16 protein-coding genes are annotated in these 18,962 nt (G+C 66.6%); 3 read left to right on the top strand and 13 right to left on the bottom strand.

Annotation, left to right across the window (positions count from 1 at the left end):
• Positions 1-133: 133 nt before the first annotated feature.
• Positions 134-1,189, bottom strand: a complete 1,056-nt coding sequence (locus ACFW16_RS34400) for a LysR family transcriptional regulator (protein ID WP_380313617.1) — start codon at positions 1,187-1,189, stop codon at positions 134-136.
• A gap of 689 nt (positions 1,190-1,878) precedes the next feature.
• Between ACFW16_RS34400 and ACFW16_RS34395 the strand changes: the two genes are divergently transcribed.
• Positions 1,879-3,468, top strand: a complete 1,590-nt coding sequence (locus ACFW16_RS34395) for a helicase HerA domain-containing protein (RefSeq protein ID WP_380313616.1) — start codon at positions 1,879-1,881, stop codon at positions 3,466-3,468.
• A 90-nt stretch (positions 3,469-3,558) separates the two neighbouring features.
• On the opposite strand, the gene ACFW16_RS34390 is transcribed toward ACFW16_RS34395, so the two are convergent.
• The 6 genes from ACFW16_RS34390 to ACFW16_RS34365 form a co-directional block, all read right to left on the bottom strand.
• On the bottom strand, positions 3,559-4,632 hold the full coding sequence (locus ACFW16_RS34390; RefSeq protein ID WP_380313615.1) for a hypothetical protein: 1,074 nt from the start codon (positions 4,630-4,632) through the stop codon (positions 3,559-3,561).
• 355 nt (positions 4,633-4,987) lie between these two features.
• Positions 4,988-5,749, bottom strand: coding sequence for a Qat anti-phage system TatD family nuclease QatD (qatD, locus tag ACFW16_RS34385; RefSeq protein ID WP_380313614.1), 762 nt, complete (start codon positions 5,747-5,749; stop codon positions 4,988-4,990).
• Entirely contained in the window at positions 5,746-7,068 is a 1,323-nt protein-coding gene (gene qatC / locus ACFW16_RS34380) for a Qat anti-phage system QueC-like protein QatC (RefSeq protein ID WP_380313613.1), read from the bottom strand. The genes qatD and qatC overlap by 4 nt, the downstream gene beginning before the upstream one ends.
• Positions 7,061-7,576: a hypothetical protein gene (locus tag ACFW16_RS34375; protein ID WP_380313612.1), complete on the bottom strand. Its 516-nt coding sequence runs from the start codon at positions 7,574-7,576 to the stop codon at positions 7,061-7,063. The genes qatC and ACFW16_RS34375 overlap by 8 nt, the downstream gene beginning before the upstream one ends.
• A 239-nt stretch (positions 7,577-7,815) precedes the next feature.
• Entirely contained in the window at positions 7,816-9,591 is a 1,776-nt protein-coding gene (locus tag ACFW16_RS34370) for a P-loop NTPase fold protein (RefSeq protein WP_380313611.1), read from the bottom strand.
• A 431-nt stretch (positions 9,592-10,022) separates the two neighbouring features.
• A complete protein-coding gene (locus tag ACFW16_RS34365) occupies positions 10,023-10,859 on the bottom strand; it encodes a helix-turn-helix domain-containing protein (RefSeq protein WP_380313610.1) in 837 nt (278 codons plus the stop codon).
• A gap of 185 nt (positions 10,860-11,044) precedes the next feature.
• On the opposite strand from ACFW16_RS34365, the gene ACFW16_RS34360 reads away from it, so the two are divergent.
• Complete coding sequence (locus ACFW16_RS34360; RefSeq protein ID WP_380313609.1) at positions 11,045-12,046, top strand: DMT family transporter; 1,002 nt, start codon at positions 11,045-11,047, stop codon at positions 12,044-12,046.
• A 106-nt stretch (positions 12,047-12,152) separates the two neighbouring features.
• Here ACFW16_RS34360 and ACFW16_RS34355 read toward each other — a convergent pair whose 3' ends face one another.
• From ACFW16_RS34355 to ACFW16_RS34335, 5 genes are all read right to left on the bottom strand, one after another.
• Positions 12,153-12,851, bottom strand: coding sequence for a GntR family transcriptional regulator (locus ACFW16_RS34355; RefSeq protein WP_380313608.1), 699 nt, complete (start codon positions 12,849-12,851; stop codon positions 12,153-12,155).
• Between the two features lie 23 nt (positions 12,852-12,874).
• Positions 12,875-14,398, bottom strand: coding sequence for a tripartite tricarboxylate transporter permease (locus ACFW16_RS34350; protein ID WP_380313607.1), 1,524 nt, complete (start codon positions 14,396-14,398; stop codon positions 12,875-12,877).
• Positions 14,399-14,461: 63 nt separating this feature from the next.
• Positions 14,462-14,968, bottom strand: coding sequence for a tripartite tricarboxylate transporter TctB family protein (locus ACFW16_RS34345; protein WP_380313606.1), 507 nt, complete (start codon positions 14,966-14,968; stop codon positions 14,462-14,464).
• Between the two features lie 64 nt (positions 14,969-15,032).
• Positions 15,033-16,037: a Bug family tripartite tricarboxylate transporter substrate binding protein gene (locus tag ACFW16_RS34340; protein ID WP_380313605.1), complete on the bottom strand. Its 1,005-nt coding sequence runs from the start codon at positions 16,035-16,037 to the stop codon at positions 15,033-15,035.
• Positions 16,038-16,377: 340 nt separating this feature from the next.
• Positions 16,378-16,569 (bottom strand): hypothetical protein, encoded by a 192-nt coding sequence (locus tag ACFW16_RS34335; RefSeq protein WP_380313604.1) that lies wholly within the window; start codon positions 16,567-16,569, stop codon positions 16,378-16,380.
• A 315-nt stretch (positions 16,570-16,884) separates the two neighbouring features.
• On the opposite strand from ACFW16_RS34335, the gene ACFW16_RS34330 reads away from it, so the two are divergent.
• Positions 16,885-17,085, top strand: coding sequence for a hypothetical protein (locus ACFW16_RS34330; protein WP_380313603.1), 201 nt, complete (start codon positions 16,885-16,887; stop codon positions 17,083-17,085).
• A gap of 81 nt (positions 17,086-17,166) precedes the next feature.
• On the opposite strand, the gene oxlT is transcribed toward ACFW16_RS34330, so the two are convergent.
• On the bottom strand, positions 17,167-18,480 hold the full coding sequence (oxlT, locus tag ACFW16_RS34325) for an oxalate/formate MFS antiporter (protein WP_380313602.1): 1,314 nt from the start codon (positions 18,478-18,480) through the stop codon (positions 17,167-17,169).
• Between the last annotated feature and the right edge of the window lie 482 nt (positions 18,481-18,962).

The raw sequence follows: 18,962 nt of genomic DNA, 5'->3' as shown, positions 1-18,962 counted from the left end.
GGCCGCCTGCGGGGGCGGGCCGCTCAACCGTAGCGCCGCTATGCTTTTCGCGTCCCGCCCCCGCATCCGACTCGCCGCAAGACGACGCAGGGCATAGGGAGTGTGAGAAATGCGGGCTAATCCCGCAGCATCGTCAGGATGCGGGGTCACTGCGCAACTCCATCGGGCCGGCGGACCGGCGACCGCCGTGAACCGCCGCCAGCGCAGCTGCGGCGATCTCGGTGCGCAGCCAGCTGTGGTCCGGGTCGCGATGGCGCCGCTCGTGCCAGATCAGCGCGACTTCGTAGGGCGGCAGCTCCAGCGGCGGCTCGACCACCGCCAGCGGCAGCATGGCGGCGACCCGCGTCGCGACGCGATGCGGCACGGTCAGCACCAGGTCGGTCTCCGCGATCATCGCCGGCGCCGTCAGCATGTTGGGGACCAGGATCGGGTCGCGGTCCGGCAGGTCCAGCTTGGCCAGCCCGTCATAGACCTGACCGAAGCCGTCCTCGGAGCCCGAGGCAATCACGGCGTGGCGCAGAGTCGAGAAGCTCTCGATCGTCCACCGGCGTGCCAGGGCCGGATGGTCCCGGCGCAGCAGGCAGGCGAAGCGGTCGGCGTACAGGCTGCGCCGGAAATAGCCGGGCGGAGTCTCGCCGATCTGCCCGACGGCAAGGTCGATCTCGCCCTGTTCGAGCCGCCGCAGCGCGCCGGCCAGCAGCGGGTCGGTGACGACGTCGAGATGCGGGGCGCGTTCGCGCAGCCGCGGCAGCAGGCGCGGCAGCAGGACCAACGCCTGGTGGTCGGGCATCGCCATCGTCACCTTCGACCGCCATTCGCCGGGGGCGAAGCTGCGGCTCGTCACGATCTCCCGGATCGCGCCCAGCACCGAGGGCAGCAGTGCGGCGAGGCGCTCGCCCCGCGGCGTCGGCGCCAGGCCGGTCGAGGTGCGGACCAGGAGATCGTCGTTGAACATGCCGCGCAGCCTGGCCAGGGCCCGGCTCATCGCCGGCTGGCTCTGGCCGATATGCTGCGCGGCGTGGGTGACGTTGCGGAACTGCAGCAGCGCCTCCAGCGCCACCAGCAGGTTCAGGTCGACCGAGGCCAGGTTCATCGCCGGCCGCTGCAGGGCGGACTGACGGTCGTCGCCGACCGGGGCCTGCTGCGCCTGCGACGCCGGAGCCGTCGGCGTGAATGCGTATTCAAGCATGCATCTTCCCTCTTCCAGACAGAGGCGGGCGAAGGACCGGGCACCTCTCCCGCCCGGCGGGGGAGGTCGTGGATCGTCAAAGATGTCCTGGTGACGCGGTTCGTGGAGTCGGACCTCTCAGGGCACGCCCCCGGCGATGAACGTCCATATCGGCGGGGCCAGGGCGTTCGTCATCGTCCGGACCATGGGGCCTCCTCGGGGTTGATCCTGCAAAGCCGCTCTGCGCGATGTCGCCGCCTGCCGGCGGAGCGACCGACATCCGATGCCGGCGCGGCGCCTGTCGGCAGGGCAGCTATGATCTTATGCTCATTTTATGAACAGATGCTCAGACCCAACCGGACGGAGTCAAGCGCGGAGGGCGAGCCCGCCCCCGTCACCGGCGCCCGCGAATTGTCCGATATTCCCCAGGCGGTTGGCCCGCGTGAAGGGCCGCGGCCGGCCGCAACCCTTGCCGGACGGCGGCCGCGGGCGGCCGGGCCCTGTGCCCGGCGGCGGCTCCCCGCCCTCTCGCGGATCCGGTTCCCGCATCATGCTATCCAGTATTGATATGGTCCCGGCCCGGCGGGTCGGGGGATTCGGCATGCCGGGACCCTGCCCTGTCCCATCGGGCTGCCCCCGGCCCGCCCGGTCGTGATAGACCATGCCCGGCCCCGCCGTCCCCGGGCGGCGGGGGAGTGTGCGGAGGGGTGATGACGGTTCAAATCGACATCGGAACGCTGTCCGACGGGGCATCGGCCATGATCGATCTCGAGGAACTGCTGGCGACTCGGCTTCTGGTGCAGGGCAATTCCGGCTCCGGCAAGTCGCATCTGCTGCGCCGCCTGCTGGAGCAGAGCGCCGCCTGGGTGCAGCAGGTGGTGGTCGACCCGGAGGGCGACTTCGTCAGCCTGGCCGACCGCTTCGGCCACATCGTGGTCGACGGCGACCGGTCCGACGACGATCTGTACCGCATCGCCGGCCGGGTGCGGCAGCACCGCACCTCCGCCGTCCTGAACCTGGAGCGCTGCGACATCGATTCCCAGATGCGCGCCGCCGCCGCCTTCCTGAACGGGCTGTTCGACGCCGAGCGCGACCTCTGGTACCCGGTGCTGGTGGTGGTGGACGAGGCCCAGCTGTTCGCCCCGGCCGCCGCCGGCGACGTGTCGGAGGAGGCGCGCAAGGCGACGCTGGGCGCCATGGCCAATCTGATGAGCCGCGGCCGCAAGCGCGGCCTGGCGGGGGTGATCGCCACCCAGCGCCTGGCCAAGCTGGCCAAGAACGTGGCGGCCGAGGCCTCGAACTTCCTGATGGGCCGCACCTTCCTCGACATCGACATGGCCCGCGCCGCCGACCTCCTGGGGCTGGAGCGGCGCCAGGCCGAGATGTTCCGCGACCTCGGCCGCGGCCGCTTCGTCGCCCTCGGGCCCGCCCTGTCGCGCCGGCCGATCGAGATCCGGATCGGCGCAGTCGAGACCGGCGCGCGCTCGAGCAGCCCGAAGCTGCTGCCGATGCCCGAGGCGCCGCCCGAGGACGTGCACGAGCTGATCTTCAAGGCGGCCGAGGCCGAGCCGCCGATGCCCCGCCCGACGCGGCCGCCGCCGCAGCCGCCGCAATCGACGGCCGAGCTGCTGGCCCAGCTGATCCGCAGCCGCCCCGACACCGCCCCAGCGGCGGAGGAGGAGCCGGACCCGATGCCCCAGGCCGAGCGCGACGCCGCGATCGACGCGGTGCTGCGCGACCTGGTGGCGGCGGAGGATTCGGCCTTCCGCCCGATCTCGGTGCTGTACCAGGACTTCCTGGTGCGCTGCCGGATCCAGCGGGTCGGCAGCCGCGGCGCCCCGGCGCTCGACCTCGCCGGCTTCCGCGGCCGGCTGGCCGTGGCCCGCGCCGGGGTCGACACCGACACGGCGGAAAGCCCGGCCTGGCAGCACGCGACCGAGCTGTCGCGGGAGCTGCCGGAAGACATGCAGGGCATCTTCCTGCTGCTGGTCAAGGCGGCGATGGCCGGCGCCCCCTGCCCGTCCGACGCCACCATCGCCCGGGCCTACGGCACCCAGTCGGTCGGCCGCACCCGGCGCCTCCTGTCCTATATGGAGCAGCGCGGCTTCATCGTCTGCCGCGCCTCCGGCCGCGGCGGCCACCGCATCGTGGCGCTGCCGGACCTGGGCTGCGAGACCGCCCCGGGCGATCCGAATGCGCGGGAGGAGGTGCCGACGCGGGCTGCGGCCGCCGAGGGCGCTGCGGCCGGCGAGGATCGCGCCACGGCCGACGAAGCCGAAACGGTTCCGCCGCTCTCCTGAGAGGCTCGGGCTGCGCCCCTTGGCGTCTCGATGGCCGCCGAATCGGAAACGCAGCCCGCCGCCTGACGGCGGTCTCGCGGCGTCCGTTGCTCACGGCCTCTTGTCCGCTCCGTGCCGGTTCCCGGGGGTGGGGCTGCCGTCGGCCGTGCCATGCTCGGGCAATCCCAGGCGCCGCGCCAGGGCGGGCGGCCTGAACAGGGTGATGCCGTGCTGCTTGGCATAGGCCGCCTGGCGCTGGAACTCGGCTTCATCCGGATCGAGCTCGGCCGGTGGCGGCTGGGAATCAGGCGGCCCGGCCGCTGCGGAAGGCCCGGCGCCGCCGGGATCGGGCAGCCGGTCGTCCAGCTTGCGGAAGAGCCTGCCGCCGGGGGCGAAGATCTCGCCGGTGGTGGTGTTGAGGTTGTAGATCTCGTCCCCTGGCAGGCCGAGATCGGCGGCCGGGATGGTACGGTAGGTTCCGGGGGTATAGTCGTATCTGCGCGGGGGCGGGGGCGGATTGGCGGCGGCATGGCCGGGGATCTCGTCCCATGGCTTCCGGCCGGCGCCGGCCGGATCGGCCTTCGGCCCGTTCAGGTCGAGGGCGGCGGCGAGGGCTTGGCGGGAGAGGCCGATGGCGCGGCCGAGGCGCCGGATCAGGGCCTCGATCGGCAAAGCAGTGTCGGCGAGGTCGACGTCGATGCGCTCGTCCTCAGTGAGCCGTTCCCAGAGCTCGGCGGTCAGCCGCTCGCGGGCCTCGGGCTTGCCGGCGGCGATGGCACGGGAAACGCGCTCGCCGACGGCGCGGCGCCGACGGTCCTTCCCGTCCTGCCGCCGGTCCTTCTGGGCCGCGGCCCTGCGCTGCGCGTCCTCGCGCTGCTGGCGCAGCCTGGCCTTCAGCGCAATGGCACGGCGGATGCCGAGAAAGAGATTGCTGAAATGGGTCTCGGCCGTGCCGGCACGATCGAGATCGCCGGCCTTGAGGGCGGCGACGCCCTGGGCCTGGAAGCCCGCGGCCAGCGCCTCGGCGAGATGGGCCATGCGGGACAGCATCGCGAGGTCGGCCTCGTCCGTGGCCGACGAGGCGGCGAAGAGAGTCCTGAACCTGGTGGCGCCATCGACCATTCCCGAATTAGAACAAAACAGGAACTCAGAGTCAAGCGAAACCGCAACTCTTTGAATCGTCATGGCATCTCAGGGGGCCGGAGCCGCCTGGGTGACCACGCCCCTGCGGGGCTCGCCACGACGGTTCTTCTTCAAGAGACCGCGCCGGAGAGATCACCGAGCCCGACACCGGCTCGGCGGTGCCGGGCGCGCTTGTGGATGACGGGGCGCCCCGGTTCTGGACAACACCCCAGCGATCAGCGGTGGTCCGCAAAGGGGGTGACACCGGATCTCAGGGCGGCGCTCCGGACGCATCTGGTCCGCGCCACATCCGGACACTGACATAGCACCCCGAAACCGGACTTCTGCTTCAGTTATACTGACGTCGTAGCCAAGCCTTGGGCGGCCTAGATAGTTGGATGCGATTTGCAAAGCCGTCTTAGTTTAAGGCGCCAACCGATCTGTGATCTTTTGCTTTCACCGCCAACACTCTGAGGTTGTCGTTCAGCTGCCTATGGGCATCGGTGACGTCGCAATCCCAAAGCCGAGCGAGGGCAGACACCGTGTCTAAGACAGCAGTCGCTGGGTACCGTTCTCCCGGAGTCGATGCGAAGGGCGCATCCGTTTCGGTCAGCACTCGGTTTCTCGGCACCTTCGCGAGAAGCGCGGGCGCTCGACGGCTTCGGAGCATCGGAAGCCCGACTGAAAACCAGGCCCCGATGTCCACGGCCCGTTCAGCATGGGCGATTGGGCCGGTAAACCAGTGCAGGATCGCCAAGCCGGAAGCAGGCTGACGACAGAGAGCCTCGATCACCTCGCCACTAGCGTGCCGGCTGTGGATCGACATGATCCGTCCGCCCACTTCGGAACAGGCGGTCAGCAACCTGTCGAATACCTCCTTCTGCAGATCGAGATGGCGGGCGGAATCCTCTCCTCCGTCGATACCAATCTCGCCCACGTATTCGGTCTCGCCAAGCAGCCTCAAGAACAGGCCGACCTCGCTATGGCGTTCATGGACAAGCTGCGGGTGGAGGCCCAGCGCCGTCCTGATGCGCTTCCGTCCTTTCGCAATCTGAGCCGTCTTCGGAAAGGCTCGCGGTGTATTCGTCACCGACAGGACATAAGCCCCGGCCCGCTCGATCTCGTCTGCAGCAAGCAGCGGATTGGGAAACAGGTCTAGGTGGCAATGAAAATCGATCAAGTCCCGAACCCTTGGTTTTTCACGTAGGCCGCGACCTCCTTAAGTCCACGCTTGTGGACACCGAACCATCCATCGCGTTCTACAGGATCGAGAGGCAGTGGCCCACTGGCAATCGCGCGTTGCCGGAGACCATGTTCGTCCCTCCCGACAGCAACCAGTATTGCCATAATATCGTCTCGAATATCTCGCTGAACCCAAGCGTTTTGGAGATCCGGAAACTGGTAGTACGTGGTATCGTCTATCCCAGCTTTCGCAAAGGCAGCGCGCCGGATCAGACATGGCACACAATGGCCGCACTGCTGGCTCTTCCGTTTCCATTTTCCGCAGGACATTGTTTCCAGTGCTGTCTGCGTCAACTCCGGTCCCGGTCGCATGGCGAGCAACATCTCGCCTTTCGTCATGTGCCGATACTTGTTTTCCAGGCTGATCCGAAGGCCTACCTTGTCGAAAATCGCCTTCATCTGGCCCAAGAAGTGAGGGTGCGTGGTCCGGGTGCTGTGGGAGCCAATACGCCGTCGGGTCAGCGGAACGTTGAGCGCGATGAAGCCATTTTCAGGCACGAATAGGTCGATCGGGTCAGGAGTGGATTTCTTGGCTAGGAGCGCGCTGGCTGCAACGACCCCGTACGCCAAAAAACCCAGACTTCGCGTCCGCATGCTCGTATCGCTTTTGTTTTTCCCGCTGAAAACCGGGTGAGCGTTTGCTGCGAAACGAGGAAGCTTCCGTCCTAGGCGTGGGGCCAGTTTGGTCTGATAGCCTTGGTCGCCCCGATACGAATGGCTCACGAGAAGGGGAGTTTTCCCTGCGTCGACAAGCGCCTTAGCGCCGATCAGACTGTCCAGCCCTCCCGAGAACAGGCACACACTGTCGGCAGGGCCGATTCCGATGTGGGTACGGAAGTGGCGGAGGATCGCATCCTTTGACGGAGGCTCCTTCCCGCCGCTTCTGAACGACAGCTCCCACTGATCTCCGCTTAAAAATCCCAGGGCGCGTTCAAGATCGGTGGCGACCCCCTGCCAGATTGATGGTTTGGCCAATGGGATATCGAGCGAAAGCTCGCGTGACCAGCCATTCGCGGCCCACGTCTCACGATCCACGAAGGTGTCTGCGGCCACAACCGAGAGCGCAATAGACAGAAAGTCGAAAGCGACCGGATCAACGGGAACGCCAAGCCGCGTAACCGCCTTCACGAGCCTTCGACCGATGGATCCCGACCCAAGACGCGCAGGACGCGCGCCATATAGATAGACGTGGACCGTGCCTGGGCTGTCGGTGATCGGGAGGCCGGCCTCTTCGACATGGAATCTGAGCCTAGTCATCGAAGCTCTCCCATTCCTTCCAGACCTCAGTCACCGCCTCGCGCATGAACTGATGGACATCGTCCTTGCTGAGGGTCTCGCCTGACAGCTTGGGGCCAAGATTCTTGTCCACGACGACACGTATCAACTCTAGGAGCTCGCTTTCCGCTTCGGGCGTCCGCTTTTCGTCCGGAGCATTCGCCCACGAACCGGCAACCTCCTCGACGATCTCCTGGAAGACGGATTGGGAGAGATATTCGGTGAGGATACGGTGAACGGTCTCCTCGTCGAGCCGCTCCGGATCGAAGTCACCGTCGCCGAGGACTTCAAGCATGGCCTCGTCGATCGCTTCGCGGATCCTATCCGAGTCACCGTTGTCGGGCGCCAGCGCCTCGGCCAGTTGCTGGCAGACCACGTCGAGCGGTTGGCCAGTCAGCGAGGCCTTCGACAAATTCCAGGAAGCAGCCTCTTTGCCATCGCCCCCCAGTGACGATAGGACCGAATAGAGGTCGCCGCCGGTCGAGTACACAGAGCCGAACCGTCGCGGACCTACCGAACTACCACCTGTCGACGTCCGCGCATAATGGCCGAGGGCTCGGCGGAGGTCGGCTCGATCTCCGCCTTTGAGATAGTTCCCAAACGACTTGCGGAAGGCTTGGAACCGCTTGGGCGGCGCGGGTGGCACGGGGGCGCCGGGCTGGTCGTCAGCCCAAGGCGGCACCATTGGCTGGTTGCGCCCGGACCCCTTTGACGAAGAGGACGTGCCCATCAGCCAAGCCCCTTCCCGGAGGCCTCGCGGTCGCCCTTCATAAGCGATGCCATCCACCTCGGAACTTTCGGCAGTCCAGCCACGAAGCGGACGAGCTTCTTGTGAGCGGCCGGGTATTGGTTTGCCAACATTAATGCTCCACGGAAATCGTTTCGAATCTTGCTCCAATCGGAACTCCGGCTCATCACCGCGACCATCTCATCCATAGCGTCACCGGCCTCTGCCGGATCGAGCTCCTCAAGCGCCTTCTTCGACGCCTTGGAGCTGACGGTCGCGGTCCTTAAGAGAACATCAATCGCTTTCTTCGTTTTCGCGCTGATTTGGACTGTCGAGACCCGAATTGGCAGCGTGTCCCGGGAAAGGTACACAGCTGGACGAAGGTCGACGCCACCAAGCGGCGGATCAAGCTTCAACCAATCTGAGATGAACTCGTCGTGTTTCTGCCAGGCCTCGGGAAGTCGATGCGGGAGACCGTTGTCACTCACGGATTCAAGCTCACGCAGGAGACCCACCTTCCCGTTGGGCGCCATGTTGACCATAGAGTAGAATTCACGGATCGCTTCCTCGCTGGTGCAGCGTTCGAAAAGCGCCAGCTTGGCGATAAGGGCCTCGTCAATGGCCATGCCACGACGCCTTGCGACTGACGCACGCATCCTGATCACGTTCAGCAAACGCTTAACGATACGGGGGTTGCCGTTGACTCTTAGGGAATGCGCCAGCTGGCCTGCGAGCCGGTTCATCGTTTCAAACGTCCGTAAGAGATCGTGTCCGAGAGTCAGACCGAGCTTGGTCGCCACCTGCTCGACATCGAACGGTGGCTCGTCGGACCAGCTTTTTCGCAGTTTATCGATCAGAAACTTCCTCAGTTCCTCGAGCTTCCCCGGGTCGACGCCGCCTCGGAGCGCCGCGAGCAGGAACAGATACGCCCTCACTTCCTGAAGACCGAGCTTGGGGACTCGGACAGGCACCTGGATAAGCTTGTCCAGATAATCGGTTATGTGTCGGTCGCCAGGACTCGAGAAGTGCTTCGCGACCGCCAGCCGAATCATTTCCTCATCGGCGGCGACTACGAATGCCGTCCGTGGAAGAAATAGGAATAGGCGCATCGCCTCCAGCGTAGCGATCGCATTACCCGGAAGGCACCTGTCGAGATTGTCGACAAATACGACGAGCCTGCGACCCATTAAAGACAACAGCCCTCCAAATTCCTTTCGGAAGGCGGCAATCTCCTCGGGAGGATTTCGCTTCTCCTTCGGCTTGAGGAGCATGGCACCACGCTCCTTCACCTCCTTAGTTGCGTCTTTGACAGCTTTGATATCTTCTTCATCGGCCGTCCCGTCCCAGAGATCTTCCACAGCGCCGGCGGCCTTGCTGAATATTCCGAACGTGGGAAGCCCTGCCGCAAGGGCGCCGATGTCGGCGGCCAGCCCAAGGAACTTCAGCTTATTGATCCTCCGATATAGGCTAGCAGCCCTTACCTTTAGGTCATCCGATGTCGCATCATAGAGACTCTTTGCGATCACCATCATCAAGGCGGACTTCGCGTCGTCGAAGTCCTGATACAGCCAGGCATCGAATGGAATGACTAAGTTGCGTTTGTCTGCGGCGAGCTCTTTGCCAACGAACTGAAGGATGCTGGATTTTCCAACACCCCAAGCGCCGTACACGCCAATCGAGATCGGCAACATACTGTCATCGGAGATCATCTCGCTAATCATCTCCGATACTTCGGAGTAATTCAGATAATCAACATCACTCTCGCTGTCTGTCCACATGATTCTTCTCAATTACTTAAATAATCATAACCAGTAAACTGCCGGACAAATCCATAAATTCGGCAAAACTGAAGCCATCATCAGATCATCGTGGGCGGGGGATTACAACGCACATGCTCGAGTGCATTCGAAGAACATTGTCTTAAAACAAGGAATGGCTTGCCGGAAATTCCTTGCCGCCATTATCGCCAAAAAATAAACATACGACATGATAGCACGGAAAGCACCAATTTAGACGCCGGAGTGTCCGGCATCGGGATTGCCGTTCCCTAGCAATCAAACTCTATTTTTCGGGCCAGTTGGCTGACACCGATGTCCGCTTCGGCGGAGTTCGGAGGGTTGTCCAAGGGCCGCAAAGCGGTCAGACCGGACAGCCCAGATCTTCGCTGGGCAGCGTCCGCACCGAGCCGCAAGCGGCAACGGCTCTCTGCTCAGGCAGAGCGCGTCGCCCCGGCGTATTGCAGCGGCGTGATCCCGTGGCAGCGCTTGAAGTGGCGGGTCAGCGCGCTCTGGTCGTAGAAGCCGGCGGCGACGGCGACCTCGGCGATCGGCAGGCCCTGCGCCAGGTACCGGGCGGCGCGGTCGACGCGCAGCTGGGTGACATGGGCGTGCGGGGTCAGGCCCGTCGTCCGCTTGAACAGGCTGATCAGCTGGTACTGGGTCAGCCCCACGGCCGCGCTGAGATCCGCCAGCGAGATCGTCCCGCTCAGCCGCGCCTGGATGAACTCGGTGGCGGCGCGCAGCCGGGTCCGGTCGCGGGGCCCGGGCTGGATCCGCCCCTCGCCGCTGCCGTGGCGGCGGAACAGGGTGCCGAAGGTCGACACCAGCAGCTCGCGCTCCAGCAACGGGTCGCGCCCGGCCTGCAGGGCGCGGTGCAGCGACAGGAAGCCGGCGATCAGGTCGCGGTCGGCATAGGCGTTGCGGGTGAAATAGGTCAGGCCCTCGACGCCGAGCGACCGCGCCACCTCCTGCAGCGCCGCCTCCTCCAGATACAGCGCGCGGTACAGCCAGCGCCGGCTCTCGCCCATCCAGCCGGCATGCGGCTCGACCGGGTTGAACACGAACAGCGCCTGGTCCTCGGTCGCCGGCTCGGTCACCCCGCGCGTGCTGATGATCGAGCCGCCGCCTTCGGTGACGGCGACGACCAGCGCCTCGTGCCGGTGCGGCGGATATTCCTGGGTGCGGAAATCCGCCTGCATCAGGCTGAGGCCGGGGACGGTCCGGTCCTGCCAGTAATGGGCGATGTTGAGCCGATCAACCCGGGCCATGCCGCCCTCCGTTCATCCTCTGAAGCCTCGATTTCCGCCAATAGCGCCGGCCGCGCCAGGGCCAGACTGACCGGATCATCCCTCAGGTGGCCCGCCATGGCATCCCCCTTCTACCACGAGACGCCGGAATGCCCCGCCCGCGCGGGCGACGGCAGGGGCCGCATCGGTCGCGACGGGGCGGCGCCGTGACCGCGTCGTCCCCGCGTTTCGCCGGTCTGCTCGATCTGGTCTGGCGCCGGCCCTATGCGCTGCTGCCCCTGCCGCCGCTGTTCTGGGCCGGCAACCTGGTGATCGGCCGCGCCTTCGCGCAGGAGCTGCCGCCCTTCGGCCTGACCTTCTGGCGCTGGGTGGTCGCCTCGGCCGTGCTGCTGCCCTTCGTCTGGCGCGACCTGGTCGCGCATCGGCGCGCGCTGCTGGCGCATTGGCCGGTCATCACCGCCTGCGCCGCCAGCGGCTTCGCCGGCTATCCCGTGCTGAACTATCTCGGGCTGCACAGCACGCCGGCGGCGACGGCGGCGATGCTGAACTCGACCCTGCCGCTGATGGTGCCGCTGCTCGCCTGGGCGATCACAAGGGAGGCGCCGCGCCGGCGCGTCGTCGCCGGCATCGTCCTGTCCTTCCTCGGCGTCGGCTGGATCGTCGGCCGCGGCGATCCCGCCACGCTCGCGGCACTGTCGGTCGGCGGCGGCGAGATCCTGGTGCTGCTCGCCGTCGCCGGCTTCGCGCTCTACTCCGTGCTGCTGCGCTGGCGTCCCAAGGGCGTTCCGGACATGGCGTTCCTGGCGGCGACGATGCTGGCCGCGTGCGTCCTGATGGCGCCGTTCTGGATCTACGAGGAAGCGGCAGGGCGCTCCGTCCCGTTCGCGCCCTATGCCGTCGCTTCGCTGCTGTTCATCGGCGTCTTCTCCTCGCTCCTGGGGAACCTGTTCTGGAACCGCTGCGTCGCGACGCTGGGCCCGGCGCTGACCGGGGCGTCGTTCCACCTCATGGCGGTCTATTCCTCGGTCCTCGCCTTCCTGCTGCTCGGCGAGCCGGTCCGGGGCTTCCACCTGATCGGCATCGGCCTGATCCTGCTCGGCTTCGCGATCGCGATCCTGCCGGGGCGTGCGTTCCCGTTGCCTCAGGTGCTCACCGATAGCCTCTCCCGCGTGCGGGAGAGGTCGGAGACGCGAAGCGGCTCCGGGTGAGGGCCCTTTGTCGAGGCCTGGGCCGGCCCTCACCCGGTCTCGCTGCGCGAGCCCGACCTCTCCCGCCAGGCGGGAGAGGCAATACGCACGCCCGCTCCTGGCCCGATCATGCCAGGAAGTGACAGTTCCGCTCGATGTGCTCGGCCAGGCCCAGCGTGTGGTCGCGGTCGAGCCGGGCGGCGAGGTCGGCGTCGCGCCGCTGCAGCGCCTCGATGATCCGCAGATGGTCCTGGATCGAGCGGTCGGCGCGGTCGTCCTCGCGGATGGTGCGGCGGCGGATGGCGTCGATCTGCAGGAACAGGTCGGCCGTGCGGGCGATGATCAGCCGGTTGCCGCCGAGCCGGACGATCGCCCGGTGGAAGGCGATGTTGGCGTCGGAATAGCCGTCGATCTCCGCCGCCGGCCGGCCCTCGAAGCCCGCGAACAGGTCGCGCAGCGCCGCGATCTCCGCATCCGTCGCCAGGGTCGCCGCCAGCCGCGCCGCCATGCTCTCCAGCGCCGCCCAGACCTGCACCATCTCGACGATCTGGCGCCTGGTGCGGCGCCGGACGAAGATGCCGCGGCGCGGCAGGGTCAGGACGAAGCCCTCCTGCTCCAGCACCGTCAGCGCCTCGCGGATCGGGGTGCGGCTGACGCCCAGGTCCCGGCACAGCTGCCGCTCGTCCAGCCGGATCTCGCCGGGATGGTCGTACAGGTCCATCGCCGAGATCGCGTGCTTCAGCGCCAGATAGGCCTGGTTGCGGAAGCTGTCATTGGCGTCGAGGCGAGAGAGCGCCAGCCGGGTGCTGATCCGCGCCTCGAGCACGGCCCCCTCCCCGCCCCGGCCTGTCAGTCCGCGGCAACGATGTCGCCCGGCTTGTCGCCCCCGCGCAGACGGGCGATCACGAGCGAGATCAGCGGCCAGAGCAGCATCGCCAGGGCCAGGGCGACGATGCCGCCGACCAGGCCGTTCGACCAGAAGATCGACAGGCTGCCCTGGGACAGCAGCATGGCCTGGCGGAACGAGCCTTCCGCCATGTCGCCCAGCACCAGGGCCAGGACCAGCGGCGCCAGCGGGTAGGACAGCTTCTTGAACAGGTAGCCGACGACGCCGAAGACCAACATCACACTGATATCGGCCAGGGCGTTGTTGACCGTATAGGCGCCGACCGCGCAGATGGTGATGATCACCGGCGCGACGATGCTGAACGGGATGCGCAGGATCGAGGCGAACAGCGGCACCGTGGTCAGCACCACGATCAGCCCGGCGATGTTGCCGAGATACATGCTGGCGATCAGGCCCCAGACGAAGTCGGGATGCTCGACGAACAGCAGCGGCCCGGGCTGCAGGCCCCAGATCAGGAGGCCGCCCAGCAGCACCGCCGCGGTCGGCGACCCGGGGATGCCGAGGGTCAGCATCGGCAGGAGGGCGCTGGTGCCGGCGGCATGGGCCGCCGTCTCGGGCGCGACCACGCCCTCCATCTCGCCGCGGCCGAAGCGCTTGCCGTTGCGCGAGAACCGCTTGGCCAGGCCGTAGCTCATGAACGAGGCGGGGGTGGCGCCGCCCGGGGTGATGCCCATCCAGCAGCCGACGATCGCGCCGCGCAGCGCCGTGACCCAGTATCTCGGCAGCTGCTTCCAGGCCTGCAGCACCACCTTGGCGTTGATCTTCGCGCTCTTGCCGCGGAAGGCCAGGCCTTCCTCCATGGTCAGCAGGATCTCGCCGATGCCGAACAGGCCGATCACCGCGATCAGGAAGTCGAAGCCGCGCAGCAGCTCGGTCGACCCGAAGGTCATGCGCAGCTGGCCGGTGACGGTGTCGAGGCCGACCGCGGCCAGGGCGAAGCCCAGCATCATCGAGGCGATCACCTTCATCGGCGCCTCGCGCCCCATGCCGATGAAGCTGCAGAAGGTCAGGAGCTGGACCGCGAAGAACTCCGCCGGTCCGAAGCGCAGGGCGAAGCTGGCGATCAGGGGCGCCAGGAAGGTCAGGATCACGACCGCGACGAAGGCGCCGAAGAAGGAGGAGGTGAAGGCGGCGGTCAGCGCCTCGCCCGCCTTGCCCTGCTGGGCCATGGGATAGCCGTCGAAGGTGGTGGCGACCGACCAGGGCTCGCCCGGGATGTTGAACAGGATCGAGGTGATCGCCCCGCCGAACAGCGCCCCCCAGTAGATGCAGGACAGCATGATGATCGCCGAGGTCGGCGACATCGCGAAGGTCAGCGGCAGGAGGATGGCCACGCCGTTGGCGCCGCCCAGACCGGGCAGGACCCCGATCAGCACGCCGAGCGTGATGCCGACGAACATGTAGACGATGTTCATCGGGTCGGCGAGCACGCCGAAGCCGTGAATCAGAGAATAGAGAGCGTCCAACGATCCCTCCCAGCGTTTCGCCTCGCCCGCTGCGCGCGGGTCTGTCTTGTTCCGATCGGCCGGCTAGTAGCCGAGCATGGTCTCGAGCGGCCCCTTGGGCAGCGGCACCAGGAACCAGATCTCGAACATCAGGAAGAGCGCGACCGGCACCAGGATCGCGACGGGCACGATCTTCGCCACCGGGTATTTGCCGAGCCAGCGCATGAAGAAGCCGATGAACAGAGCCGCGGCGACGTAGAGGCCGGTGAAGCCGATCAGCGCCACGAACACGATGGTCGGCACCAGCACCTTGAGCACGAGCTTGAGCTGCGACCGGCCGACGAAGGCGCCGAGGTCGGCCGACCGGCCGAACAGGTTGGCCAGCAGCGTGCCGGCGCTGGCCAGGAACAGGGCGACGCCGACATAGAACGGGAAATAGCCCGATTCCGGGCCGTCATAGGCCCAGCCGATGCCGACCCGCAGGCTGTCGACCATCACCACCACGGCGACGATCATCAGGACGGCCGCGACGACGATCTCCATCGTCCGCATGCTGACGGTGCTCTCGGACCCCTGCTCGTGGTTCGCCATGCCTGATCCTCCTCGGGGAGACGGGGCGGCGCCGGACGGCGCCGCCGGAAGCGGAGACCGAACCCTACTTCGCGATGAAGCCGGCCACTTCCATCAGGGTCTTGTGGGTCTGCTCGGTCTCGGTCAGCCAGGTCTTGAAGGCGTCACCGGTCATGGTGGTGGTGTTGAAGGCGCCGGCCGCCATGAATTCCTTCCATTCGGGCGTCTCGCGCACCTTCTCGAACAGCCCGATGTAGTAGGCCACCTGCTCCGGCGACGCCTCGGGCGGCATGAAGATGCCGCGCAGCATCAGGTACTTCATGTCCAGGCCGGATTCCTTGCAGGTCGGCACGTCGCTCCAGGCCTTGCCCTCCGCCTGCGGCGCGGTCACGGCGATGCGCTGGTCGTCGAACACGCAGAGCGGCCGCAGCGCGCCGGCGCGCCACTGCGCCACCGCCTCGATCGGGTTGTTGACGCTGGAATTGACGTGGTTGCCGACCAGCTGGGCGGCGACGTCGCCGCCGCCCTTGTAGGGGATGTAGGTCAGCCGCTTGCCGAGGATCTGCTCCAGCCCGGCGGTGATGATCTGGTCTTCCTGCTTCGAGCCGGTGCCGCCCATCTTGAAGGCGTTGTCGCCGCCCGCCTTGATCGCGGTGACGTAGTCCTGCGCCGTCTTGTAGGGCTCCGACGCGTTCACCCACAGGATGAACTCGTCCAGCGCCAGCATGGTCACCGGCGTCAGGTCCTTCCAGTTGAAGGGCACGCCGGTCGCCAGCGGGGTGGTGAACAGGTTCGACAGGGTGATGATGATCTTGTGCGGATCGCCGCCCGACCCCTTGACGTCGAGGAAGCCTTCCGCCCCCGCGCCGCCGGAACGGTTGACGACGACGATCGACTGCTCCATCAGCCCGTGCTTCTGGATGATGCCCTGGATCATCCGCGCCATCTGGTCGGCGCCGCCGCCGGTGCCTGCGGGCACGACGAACTCGACGTTTCGGGTGGGCTTCCAGTCCGCCTGGGCGATGCCCGCCCCCAGCAGGGCCATCGCAGCCGCGGCACAGGCGAATCCATGCACAAGCGCTTCACGCACTTTCCCGGTCATTGGTGCCTCCCCAGCGCCGCGGCTTCGCGTCAAGCGCGGCCCGACTGTCTTGTTGGTGGATGGCCAGGATCGGTGACCGAGACTGGCTGGTATCCAATATATTGTATCTGGAATGTAACGCAACGGATCTTTTTGAAACGGGGACGATTCGTTTAGATCGTGATTTCGCGGTGCAATAGAACGAAATTACCAACGACGGAAAATCGGCTTGTACCAAGCCGTTAGAGCCGGCGACGCCTGTTCGCCTGTGCACAAGGGCGGAAACGACAACAGGCGACCCGAGAGGGCCGCCTGTTCTGACGTTCGACGGAAGCTGGAGGAGAGGCGCTCAGGCCGCCTTGCGCCAGAGATTGCTGTTGGCGGGGGCCGGGGCTTCGGTCGCGCGGCGATGCGGCGCGGCCATGCCGCGGACATCGGTGGCGATCGCGCCGAACAGGTCGGGCGCCTTCACGGCGATCTCGGAGATCACGGCGGCCAAGCCGGCGGCGGCGATGACGAGGGCGATCAGTCCGAGGGTCATGACGGGCTCCGTGAGGTTGGGTCTCTTGCGCCGCATCATATGGCAGGGCAGCTGACCTTCATCAAGATCGCGCATTATGGATTTTGTATGCCAGATAGCCATGGCTGATCTGCGAATTCCGGGACGGACCAGAGGAATGAGCCTACTCCTTTGTCTTTGCTGATTTTTTGAGACGGAGGCGATGCGAGACCGCGATTGGCCATGCGCGATCGGACGCATATCCGTTTTTCGTATTCTGTATACCAGTTTGTCTTGCCTGTCGGCCGAACGGACGTATATTGCGTTGCAACAGGAACCCATCGAAAGGATTTGATCATGACCGGCGTGCTGATCGGTGCCGCCCTGGCCCTCGTCTCCCTGCTGGGCCTCGTCACCGCCCCCCGCCTGGCGGCGGTCCAGGGCGCCTCACTGCCGGGCAGCGCCGCGGGCCGGTTGCGCCGGGTCGAGACCGGCGGCGAGGCCGACGAATCCGAGACCGCCGACCCGACCTGGGCCAGCTTCATGCGGGCGTTGTAAGTTCTTCGGGCAAAGAAAAAGGGAGGCGAAGCCGCCTCCCTGGGGATTGTCTCGGCTGCCGGGCGCGTCCCGGCCCGGGTCTCAGTTGGCGAGGCGCGGCTCCCCTTCCGGAGCCGCCCCGGCCCGTGCCTGTTCCAGCGCCCGGGCCCGCATCGGCTTCAGCACGAACATCGCCATCACCGCCGCCATCACGTTCACCAGCGCGGCGAAGATGAACACCATGTCCCAGCTGCCGAGCTGGCTGACCGCGACATTGGCGAAGGGCACGACCAGCGCGGCCGTCCCCTTGGCGGTGTACAGCAACCCGGCATTGGTGGTGGCGTAGCGCGACCCGAAGGTGTCGCCGCAGGTCGCCGGGAACAGCGAGTAGATCTCGCCCCAGGCGAAGAACACCATCGCGGTCAGGATCACGAACGCCACCGGGTCCTGGCCGAACTCCATCAGCATGACGATGCCGACCGCCTCCAGGAAGAAGGCGATGAACATCGTGTTCTCGCGGCCGATATGGTCCGAGACCCAGCCGAAGAACGGCCGGGTGACGCCGTTCAGCACCCGGTCGAGCGACAGGGCGAAGGTCAGGGCCGGCATGGTCAGGCCCAGCAGGCTGACCGGGGTGTCGCCGATCTTGAAGTCGGCCGCGATCGGCGCCAGCTGCGCCGTCGCCAGGAGGCCGCCCGAGGCGACCATGACGAACATCGCATACATCACCCAGAACACCGGGCTCTTCAGCATCTCCGACGGCGCGTAGTCGCGACGGGTCTGCGCGATCTTCGGCTTCACCACCGGCAGCTGCCCCTTGGCCGGCGTCGCCAGCAGGAAGGACAGCAGCACCACCGCCCCGCCCTGGATCAGGCCGAAGGTCATGAAGGTCGACTGGTAGCCGGAGGAATGGATCATGTTGGCGATCGGCACGATGGTCAGGGCCGAGCCGGCGCCGAAACCGGCCGCGGTCAGCCCCGCCGCCAGGCCGCGCCGGTCCGGGAACCATTTCAGCGCCGCGCCGACGCAGGTGCCGTAGACGGCGCCGGCGCCGACGCCGCCGATCGCGGCGGCGATGTAGAGCAGGGTCAGCGAATCCGCCACCGAGTTCAGCGCCCAGGCGATGGCGCAGAGCAGGCCGCCGATCAGGACCACGATGCGCGGGCCGAACTTGTCGACGAACCAGCCCTCGATCGGCACCAGCCAGGTCTCGGTCAGAACGAAGATGGTGAAGGCGACCTGGATCGCCGCCCGTCCCCAGTGATGCGTCGCATCGATCGGGCCGACGAACAGGGTCCAGCCATATTGCAGGTTGGCCACCATCGCCATGCAGACGATGCCGATGAGCAGCTGGAGCCAGCGTCCCCCCGGCGGTCCCTTGATCGCCGGCGCCTGATTTGAGTTTTCAGTCAGCATTTCCGTCCCAATCCTTCGCATGTCGGTTGAGGCAACCCCATGGCATCGGAGGTGACGGCCCGTGACGGACGCCATCGTCCTCGAGGAGGGGTGCGCCGGACTGCGGCCGCGGACCGGAATCGACCGGGTTCGGTGGGTCAGCAGTGCCGTCGCGCCGATGTGTGAATCGGCTGCCCCTCCCCTCGGTTATGTCGTTGTTATCGGGGCCGTTATGGCCGGCCCTCTGGCATACCAAATGCAGAACCTGAGATACCAAAGACCGTTTCCGCTGCGCTGACAAGCCGGAATCGTGGCTGCACCGCAGCAACTCGTGACCGCTATTCCGCGGCGGCCCGGCTGCCTTCGCGCAGCACCCGGACCATGGTCTTGCCGAGGGAGGCGGGGGAATCGGCGACGGCGATGCCGGCGGCCTTCAGCGCCTCGATCTTGTGGTCGGCGGTGTCGTGGCCGCCGGAGATGACGGCGCCGGCATGGCCCATGCG

It is taken from the genome of Inquilinus sp. NPDC058860 (assembly GCF_042743185.1).
GTDB lineage: Bacteria > Pseudomonadota > Alphaproteobacteria > DSM-16000 > Inquilinaceae > Inquilinus.
Note: the sequence above shows the minus strand (reverse complement) of the source record. Positions and strands in the feature narration are given on the sequence as shown.

Excerpts from the sequence above, each read along its gene's own strand:
- ACFW16_RS34400 (WP_380313617.1), bottom strand. The coding sequence starts at position 1,189 with ATGCTTGAATACGCATTCACGCCGACGGCTCCGGCGTCGCAGGCGCAG.
- ACFW16_RS34395 (WP_380313616.1), top strand. The coding sequence starts at position 1,879 with ATGACGGTTCAAATCGACATCGGAACGCTGTCCGACGGGGCATCGGCC.
- ACFW16_RS34390 (WP_380313615.1), bottom strand. The coding sequence starts at position 4,632 with ATGACGATTCAAAGAGTTGCGGTTTCGCTTGACTCTGAGTTCCTGTTT.
- qatC (WP_380313613.1), bottom strand. The coding sequence starts at position 7,068 with ATGACTAGGCTCAGATTCCATGTCGAAGAGGCCGGCCTCCCGATCACC.
- ACFW16_RS34370 (WP_380313611.1), bottom strand. The coding sequence starts at position 9,591 with ATGTGGACAGACAGCGAGAGTGATGTTGATTATCTGAATTACTCCGAA.
- ACFW16_RS34365 (WP_380313610.1), bottom strand. The coding sequence starts at position 10,859 with ATGGCCCGGGTTGATCGGCTCAACATCGCCCATTACTGGCAGGACCGG.
- ACFW16_RS34345 (WP_380313606.1), bottom strand. The coding sequence starts at position 14,968 with ATGGCGAACCACGAGCAGGGGTCCGAGAGCACCGTCAGCATGCGGACG.
- ACFW16_RS34335 (WP_380313604.1), bottom strand. The coding sequence starts at position 16,569 with ATGACCCTCGGACTGATCGCCCTCGTCATCGCCGCCGCCGGCTTGGCC.
- ACFW16_RS34330 (WP_380313603.1), top strand. The coding sequence starts at position 16,885 with ATGACCGGCGTGCTGATCGGTGCCGCCCTGGCCCTCGTCTCCCTGCTG.
- oxlT (WP_380313602.1), bottom strand. The coding sequence starts at position 18,480 with ATGCTGACTGAAAACTCAAATCAGGCGCCGGCGATCAAGGGACCGCCG.